We start from the raw sequence: 7,443 nt of genomic DNA, 5'->3' as shown, positions 1-7,443 counted from the left end.
GGCGACAACGTGTCGATCACCGTCAAGCTGATCGCTCCGATCGCGATGGAAGAAGGTCTGCGCTTCGCAATCCGCGAAGGCGGCCGTACCGTCGGCGCCGGCGTGGTTGCCAAGATCATCGCCTAATTTCGGTTAGCGAGATCGGAAGGGCGCTCATCAAGAGCGTCTCTTCCAACCAACGATGGGGACAGGTTTTTCGACCTGTCCCCATCTTTATGAGAGGGAACGATGTTATACTCCCGCCTCTTGAGTAGTGCCGTAACACCTTTCACACATTGCCGGCTACGTGCCGGAACGTTCTTTTAAAGGAAATAGCATGTCCGCTCCGAACCAGAAAATCCGCATCCGCCTGAAAGCCTTCGACTACAAGCTGATCGACCAGTCCGCTCTGGAAATCGTCGACACCGCCAAGCGTACCGGCGCTGTGGTCAAGGGCCCGGTCCCGCTGCCGACCCGCATCCAGCGTTTCGACATCCTGCGTTCGCCGCACGTCAACAAGACCTCGCGCGACCAGTTCGAAATCCGCACCCACCAGCGCCTGATGGACATCGTTGATCCGACCGACAAGACCGTTGACGCACTGATGAAGCTGGACCTGCCGGCTGGCGTCGACGTCGAAATCAAGCTGCAGTAACTTTAAGCACTCAGAAAAGCCAGCGTAACGCTGGCTTTTTTTTCGCGCGTGTTCCGCACTTACTGAACAGAATGCGAGTATCCCTATGACGGACGCATATAACGATAAAGCTGGCTTCGTGTTTGTGGATGGTGAATCTTATAAAAAGCATTCTCTCCCGTGGGCTTATAAATTATTAGATCCAGACGAAAAGAACCGCATTCTGGCAAAGACGAAAACGTTTATCGCTGAGGCACAATCCTATGACCGGGATGATTTACTCACTATAACCGGGCTATACAGCATACAAGGAGGGATATTCTCTCCGGGGTCGGATAATCCGTATCCCGAAACCGTTGATGTTGAGTTTTTGCAGGCGATCACCCTAACAAACGAGGAAAAGTCGAAATCTCGGATACCGAGAGGCCGGCTTTATGGTTTTTGGCAGGAACTAAGAGAGCAAGTATTTGTTCTAAGCCATCAATCAGATCGGAATAATTTATCACCTCTCGAAGAGCTAGCGCAGACTCATCACGCATACTATAGGAACCAATACGGAGACGATTTTTTCGATTCAATGGTCCGACACATAACCGCTGAATATGATGCGCGATACGTAAGAGATGGATCTGTCAAACTAATCGGAGAATTCGTAGCTCTTCTTCGCTCAGAGTTGATGGCCCGTGTTAGAGACTATTTGGAACGTCTGACTGTAGTATTGAACGGAGACGCCAGCGAAAAACTCAGTGCCGTCGAGGGATATTACGGAATGGTCCTTGGCCCAGCTCTTGAAGGGTACGAAGACCGACAGCTGTCTATTGAATTGTACAATGTCCTGGAAGAGATCGCGTCCGATACACTTTTTATTTTTGACGAAGAGTGGATATCTGAGTATGAGAAAAAGGGTTATCCTGCACGCGCAATATTGCAAAAGCTATGCAGTGACGCAAGCCCTGAAAAGCTCGATCTCGCAACTGTCCTAAAGGCGAATCCTGTTTGGGCAAGGCCGGCGGTCAAAGTATCTAATGGATTTGCGTTATTCAGCTTAGTGACGCTAATGAGTTTCCCGTTCTCAATTTTGCTCGTCCTTCTGGGAGAGGGGGCAGAAGAAAAGCTGAAGCTTGAGAAAATCAGAGGCTTATTCGTCGAGCAAAGGTTATATGATCTTTTGAGCCAGAGCCTGCCTTCAGCCTCAATAGTTCGTAGCGGATACTGGAAGCGTGAAGATGGTAACAGAGTTGAGACAGACTTAATTGTGTACCTAGCAGGGCGTCTACTTATATTCGAAGCTAAAGGGGCGCTAATCCCTGATAGAGCACGCTCTGGCAAGAAAGACGCGATCAAACACTATTTAAGACGAATTTGGGGGAAGTCTACGCTTCAAGGAATTAAATTGCGCGATAGGATTTTCGATTCAGGCAATCCTATTGAAATATCCGATGAGTCAGGCGATGTGCAAATTACCTTGTTGCCGAGCGAGATCGTATCGATAACACGTTTCAGTATATCGATAGAACAGATCGGAATATTCATGAACGCGCCATCGCTTTTGAAGAGTGAGGAGGTATTGGACGAAGACGTAGTAGCAGCTCCCTGCATCATTCTGTCTGAGCTCGCGATTGTGCTTCATAATTTGAGAAGTGAAATGAGTAGGCTTCATTACTTGGTGCGCCGAGGGGAAATTTCGGTTATTCGCGACTTCATTGGGGATGAGCTCGATCTTTTTGCGACCTATTTGCAGTTCGGTTTCACAGGGCTGCCAAAAGAGGAGGCATTGTTAATGCTCTTAGGCGCATCCTTTCAACTTCCGGCGATGCAAGACGAAGACGGAAAATACTCGCCGCCAGACGATAGCTGTTTAAGAAACTCGCCGTACTTCGAAAGCGTTTTGACTGCGATGCATACGAAGAAAAGTCCTGCGCTCTGGCACATTTCGTTGATTCTATTTGACGTGCCGTTCCAAGAACAATTGCGCTTCGAACAAAAGATGAATGCCGAGCTTGCGAGGAAAAGTATTCCTTACGAAGAGTGGCCAATCATGTGTACACACGTAACGCCTCTCCTTGATTCTTTTTCTTTCGCAGTAATTTGTTTTGGAGAGGGAGTCTCGGGTGCTGAAATGCGCAACGCTGCAAACTTGGTTGTTTCCGGAATGATTCGTGAGAATAACTCGGTTGAGGGTTTCATTTTGGTTAGAATTATCAATTCGCCAAATATCTATGATGCTGTGTACTACGCAAAGCCGTGAACAATCAGCACATCCTATGGCGGCGCCTTCAGGCTTTCAACGGTTAATCGTTAATGGCTAGTATAGAAGCCGCAGTCACCAGCGTCCGACGGACATCATGATCCGACCGACAAGACCGTTGACGCACTGATGAAGCTGGACCTGCCGGCTGGCGTCGACGTCGAAATCAAGCTGCAGTAATCGCTTCCATCGCCGGCGGATTCTTCCGCTGCGATAGCAAGGGCCGGGTAGTCCGCAGGGACTCCCGGCCCTTGTCATTTTCAGTGCATCAGTTCATCAGCGCGTAGACGCCGGGACCCAGCAGGCTGCCGGCAACCGCGCCGGCGCCGAGCAGCATCACCAGCAGCGTCCAGCGGCCGATCCAGCCGACCAGGGTCGGATGGCCCGTGAAGTGGGAGCGCAGGCTGGCGGCGCTCAGGCGCGTGGCATCATCTGGAAGAGGATCGAGGTTCGACATGGGGCCTCCGTGCAAAAGCCCATTGTCGAGCGCGCATTTCTATCGCACTTTGTGCTGGCGCAAACCATTCCCGCAAGCGCTTTATGCCCAAGAAATTGCCCGGGCAAGTCCGCCGTGTTGTAATCGACAGCGATCACCACGACGCCACCCAACGCATGCCTGCCGCTCCCAGTCTTCATACCGCCGCCTTCCATCTGCGCCGTACTTCCTGGACCGCACTCGCGGGCTACGCCGTCCTTGCTTTCTTCGTGCTGGGCCTCGCAAAGCGCGCGGCGCCGGACGCACTGGCGCCTGCACTGCACAAGCTGGCATTGGTACTGCCGCTGCTTCTGCTGGCGGCGAAAGACCTGTCGCACTGGCCGGATGCGCTGGGGCGCCTGCGTGCAGCGCAGGGATGGGGCAGCCGCATCACCGCGCTGCTGCCGCCGGAACTGGTCGGCATGCTGCGTCTCGACCGCCTGATGCGCATCGGCTTCCTGCAATGGCTGCGCCGCAGCCCGCCCGCTGCCCGGCCCGAGGGCCTCGCGCTGACCTACCTGCAGCGCGGCGCCTACGGCAGCGCCATCGGCATCGCCATGGTCTCGCTTTTGCTCGAAGTGCCGATCGATATCCTGCTCGTCAACCTGATGATCGACGATCCCGACACGCGGCTGGTCATCCACGCGGTCGCCGCCGTAGGAGTCTCCACATCATTCATCTGGGTGCTGGGCGACCGCTGGCACGTGGCCGACGGCGCGCACGTGCTGGCGGATGATGTACTGCACCTGCGCGTCGGCGTGCGCACTCAGGGCAGCATCCCGTTCGCGGCCATCGAACGCATCGAGACGGTGAAGGAGGCACCGGAGCGCTGGCGCCGCCGTCACAACATCCACAGCGCCGACACTATCCTCGTGACCCCTTTCGACAAGCCGAACTGCGTGCTGGTCCTGAAACCGGACGCCGACCTCACCCTGCTGCACTGGCAGGTGCGCCGCCCCGCGCCGCGCTACGTGCTGCTGTACGTGGACCGCCCGGAACTCCTGAGCCGCCGCGTCGCCGGGTGAGCGGCAGCCCCTTAGCCCGGCTCCCCCTCCATCGAACGCGGACCGAAGCGGTCCGACTGCGCGACCAGGCGTTCTGCCCAGGCGCGGTGCGTCGCCACCTCGCACATCGCATCGTCCATCCGGAATACGGCCGGGCTGGCATCGTCGAGGATGGCGCGCGCCACCGCCAGGTCTTGCGGACGCACCTTGTAGTGCTGCTCGATCGGCGCGATCTGGCTCGGGTGGATCGCGGTCTTGCCAACCATTCCGTACGCCAGGTCTTCCAGCACCTCCTGGTCGAGCAGCTCGGGCAGGTCGAGATACTCGAACACCGGCGCGGTAAGGGCGAAGCCCCAGGGCCGGAAGGTGGTCACCAGACGCGCGATGACGGGGCCAAGCGGGGTGCGGTAGATCGTCATGCCGCGCGGCCGGCGCAGGCCGAGCAGGGCCAGCAAATCGTTGCCGCCGATGCGCAGGCACAGGATGCGGTGGCGCACGCCGGGCGCATCGAACACCGCGCGCAGCTGCTGCATCTCGCTGTCGCTGAACACCTCGGCCGTCTCCAGCGTCGGCATCAGGACGTGGTCGGTATCGCGCACCAGGCGGAAGTAGCTGTCGAAATTGTGGCGCGTTACCTTGGGCAGCACGAAGCCGCTGAGCTTTTCGCTGCCCGCCATGGCCAGCACCCGTTCCAGCACCTCGGGATTTCTCACCCGGACGAAGCGCTCCGCCGCGATGTCGGCGCGCATATTGGCCAGCACCACCGACAGGTTGAACAGCGACCAGCTCAGCTCCCGGTCGGCGATAGCGTCTTCCAGGCAGAAGATGAGCGAGCGCGCCTGCGGCAGCTTGTCGCCGTTGGCGATTTTCGCCAGGTCCTTGTGGTTGGCCGGCACGTAGAGCGACGCGCCAAGGGACTTGTTAGCCATCGGATGCACTCCTGATCAGCGAGACTGCGTGGTAGGGCAGGTCCGGGTCGATCGCGATCGGGACCTGTTTTTCTTCGGCCAGCACCTCGAGGTGCCGGGTAGCCGGGGTGCCGGCCTGGCGCAGCACCAGCAGGCGCGGCACGCGGCGCAGCAGCACGCGGGTCGCCTCGCCGATGCCGGGCTTGATGAGGTTGACGTCTTCGATGCCGTAACGCGCCATGGCAGCCCCAAGGTAGGTGCGCGAGCGTTCGGCGGCAGCTCTTGCGTCGAGCGGCGCACCGGAGGGCAGTTCGCCTGCCGGCGCCAGCGCCACCAGCGCATCGACGAAGCCCTGCGACTGGTCGTGCGGCGCGAAGGCGTCGTAGACCACGCAGCCATGGAAGTCGTCCGGGCCGATGCGCTCGTCCAGCACGGTGCGGCTCACCAGGCCCGACACGGTGGCGTTCAGGATGCTCGACGGGATCAGGTAATCGTCGCCGGACGCTGCACAGGCGGCCACGCCGGCCAGGTCCGACAGCACGTACAGGCCGTTGTCCATACCGGTCCCGTGCGCCGCATTGAAAGCGGACACCGACAGCGCCAGTTCGCGCGCGATCACGCCCTTGCCGGTCCAGCCATCCACGAACACGATCGAGGAGGGCGCGTGTCCCTGGGCGAGGATGTGGCGCAGGGCCGCCCAGTCGATGCCGCGGTCGCGCACGATCGACACCGAGTAGTGCACGGCTTCGCGCTGGAGACGCTCGCGCAGCAGGCGCGCCACCACCACGCCTACCGGCGTGCCGGCGCGCGCCAGCGACACGACCGTGATGGCGCCCGTGCGCCGCGCCGCGACCATGCCGGCCAGGCGCAGGCAATCCGCCGCCATGCGCGCATTGTTGGTGCGGCAGGCATCCTCGAATACGGCCATGTAGCGCGCCGACGGGAGCGACTCGGGCGACAGCATCTGGCTGTAGTGGCGCTGGCCAGACTGGATCAGGCGCTCCTTCTCGGGCACGCTGGTGAATTCCTGCGCCTGCAAACGCTTGAGCAGGAAAGTCACCTCGCCGCTGCGGTAGCTGCCCGAGAAGCTCACAGCGCCTCCACCGTGAGGCGCGCCAGCTGGGTGGCGCGCGGGACGATGGCGTAGTCGCAGGCGGCCATGAAGCGCGCGTCCGAGCGGCTGTCGCCCATGCCGAAGGTGACGATGTCGCCGTGTTCGGCCGCCAGCAGCGCGGTGACGTGGGCCACCGCGTTCGCCTTGTCGAGCGCCTTCGGCAGGATCGCCAGGTTGTTGCCGTTGCGGTGGACGACATAGTCCTTGTCGCCGTCGGCGATCCAGGGCCGCACCACCTCCGCCTCGATCGGGGCCAGGCGTTCGTGGCGCTTGTCCGGGTCCTTCACGACCAGGAAGAAGGGCGTGGCGAAGTCCTCGATCATGCGCGCACGCCCGCCGTAGCCGGTGGCTGCGCCATAAGCATCGACGTGGCGCGCCAGCTCCTGCAGGCCGGGCAGGGCGGCGTGCATGGCGCTGCGCATGCCGTCCAGCCAGGCGCGGTCCGGCTCTCCGTCCGGGGTCAGCACCACGCCGCCGTAGTTGATGATGGCGTAGCTATTGAAGGGCAGCTGCACGCGGCGCAGGCCGTCCTGGTCGCGCGCCGTAGTCGGGATCACCGTCATCCCGTCCTGCACGAAGCTGAGGAATGCGCGCTGGGCCCGCGTGGTGTACGAGCAGATGCTGCCATCCTTGTAATACGCGGCCGGCTCGAGGCCGTCGCGCGCCGCGCACTTCTCGAAGGTCTGGAACAGCGTGTCGTCCAGGTCAGCGAACAGGAACTTCTTCAATGTGGTCCTCGGACTGGAAATGGAGCAGGCGCGCGTCCAGCTGCCCGGCGAGCTCGCGCAGGGCCGCGTTGGCCGTGGTTTCGTGGCAGACCAGTACGTGGTCGTACTGGCCAGGCGCGATGTTGTAGATGAAGTTGGCGATGCCTTCGCCATAGTTGTCGGGGAAGTCCAGCACGTGGCCGACTGCGCCCCAGTGCAGGATCGGCGAGCGGGTGGTCGACTGCACCCGCACGTCGACGTCCAGGCGCTCCAGCTCTGCACCCAGCAGCATGGCCGCGTGCATGAATTCGCCGGTGCCGAGCACCGCGACCTTCGCACCTGGCGCGAACGCGCGCGCCAGGCGGGCGGCCAGC

8 protein-coding genes and 2 pseudogenes are annotated in these 7,443 nt (G+C 60.3%); 5 read left to right on the top strand and 5 right to left on the bottom strand.

Annotation, left to right across the window (positions count from 1 at the left end; genetic code table 11):
- From LK542_RS24710 to LK542_RS24695, 4 genes and pseudogenes are all read left to right on the top strand, one after another.
- A pseudogene (locus tag LK542_RS24710) lies at nucleotides 1–126 on the top strand (elongation factor Tu); the annotation flags it as partial.
- A gap of 190 nt (nucleotides 127–316) precedes the next feature.
- Nucleotides 317–634, top strand: coding sequence for a 30S ribosomal protein S10 (gene rpsJ, locus LK542_RS24705; RefSeq protein WP_036209000.1), 318 nt, complete (start codon nucleotides 317–319; stop codon nucleotides 632–634).
- A gap of 85 nt (nucleotides 635–719) precedes the next feature.
- The gene (locus tag LK542_RS24700; protein ID WP_227813977.1) at nucleotides 720–2,861 is read left to right on the top strand and encodes a hypothetical protein; all 2,142 of its coding nucleotides are present in this window, start codon (nucleotides 720–722) and stop codon (nucleotides 2,859–2,861) included.
- Nucleotides 2,862–2,931: 70 nt separating this feature from the next.
- Nucleotides 2,932–3,041 (top strand): annotated as a pseudogene (locus tag LK542_RS24695) (30S ribosomal protein S10); the annotation flags it as partial.
- A gap of 88 nt (nucleotides 3,042–3,129) precedes the next feature.
- Here the strand turns inward: LK542_RS24695 and LK542_RS24690 are convergent.
- Nucleotides 3,130–3,318, bottom strand: coding sequence for a hypothetical protein (locus LK542_RS24690; protein WP_227813976.1), 189 nt, complete (start codon nucleotides 3,316–3,318; stop codon nucleotides 3,130–3,132).
- An 83-nt stretch (nucleotides 3,319–3,401) separates the two neighbouring features.
- Between LK542_RS24690 and LK542_RS24685 the strand changes: the two genes are divergently transcribed.
- A complete protein-coding gene (locus tag LK542_RS24685; RefSeq protein WP_227813975.1) occupies nucleotides 3,402–4,361 on the top strand; it encodes a hypothetical protein in 960 nt (319 codons plus the stop codon).
- A gap of 11 nt (nucleotides 4,362–4,372) precedes the next feature.
- Here the strand turns inward: LK542_RS24685 and LK542_RS24680 are convergent, their stop codons facing one another.
- From LK542_RS24680 to LK542_RS24665, 4 genes are all read right to left on the bottom strand, one after another.
- Nucleotides 4,373–5,269 carry an HpcH/HpaI aldolase/citrate lyase family protein gene (locus tag LK542_RS24680; RefSeq protein WP_227803566.1) on the bottom strand — a complete coding sequence of 299 codons (897 nt, stop codon included), beginning with the start codon at nucleotides 5,267–5,269 and terminating at the stop codon, nucleotides 4,373–4,375.
- The gene (locus LK542_RS24675) at nucleotides 5,262–6,341 is read right to left on the bottom strand and encodes a cysteine protease StiP domain-containing protein (protein ID WP_227813974.1); all 1,080 of its coding nucleotides are present in this window, start codon (nucleotides 6,339–6,341) and stop codon (nucleotides 5,262–5,264) included. The genes LK542_RS24680 and LK542_RS24675 overlap by 8 nt, the downstream gene beginning before the upstream one ends.
- Nucleotides 6,338–7,090, bottom strand: coding sequence for a hypothetical protein (locus LK542_RS24670; protein WP_227813973.1), 753 nt, complete (start codon nucleotides 7,088–7,090; stop codon nucleotides 6,338–6,340). The genes LK542_RS24675 and LK542_RS24670 overlap by 4 nt, the downstream gene beginning before the upstream one ends.
- Nucleotides 7,068–7,443: TRSP domain-containing protein (locus LK542_RS24665; RefSeq protein ID WP_227813972.1), on the bottom strand; the 376-nt coding region annotated here is incomplete at its 5' end. The genes LK542_RS24665 and LK542_RS24670, both read right to left, overlap by 23 nt.

The sequence above is a fragment of the Massilia sp. IC2-477 genome (assembly GCF_020707265.1).
Classification (GTDB): domain Bacteria; phylum Pseudomonadota; class Gammaproteobacteria; order Burkholderiales; family Burkholderiaceae_D; genus Telluria.
This window is presented reverse-complemented; position numbering and strand designations above follow the sequence as displayed.

What these genes read in the sequence shown, in the direction of transcription:
- rpsJ (WP_036209000.1), top strand. Translation starts at nt 317, where the DNA reads ATGTCCGCTCCGAACCAGAAAATCCGCATCCGCCTGAAAGCCTTCGAC.
- LK542_RS24685 (WP_227813975.1), top strand. Translation starts at nt 3,402, where the DNA reads ATGCCCAAGAAATTGCCCGGGCAAGTCCGCCGTGTTGTAATCGACAGC.
- LK542_RS24680 (WP_227803566.1), bottom strand. Translation starts at nt 5,269, where the DNA reads ATGGCTAACAAGTCCCTTGGCGCGTCGCTCTACGTGCCGGCCAACCAC.
- LK542_RS24690 (WP_227813976.1), bottom strand. Translation starts at nt 3,318, where the DNA reads ATGTCGAACCTCGATCCTCTTCCAGATGATGCCACGCGCCTGAGCGCC.
- LK542_RS24700 (WP_227813977.1), top strand. Translation starts at nt 720, where the DNA reads ATGACGGACGCATATAACGATAAAGCTGGCTTCGTGTTTGTGGATGGT.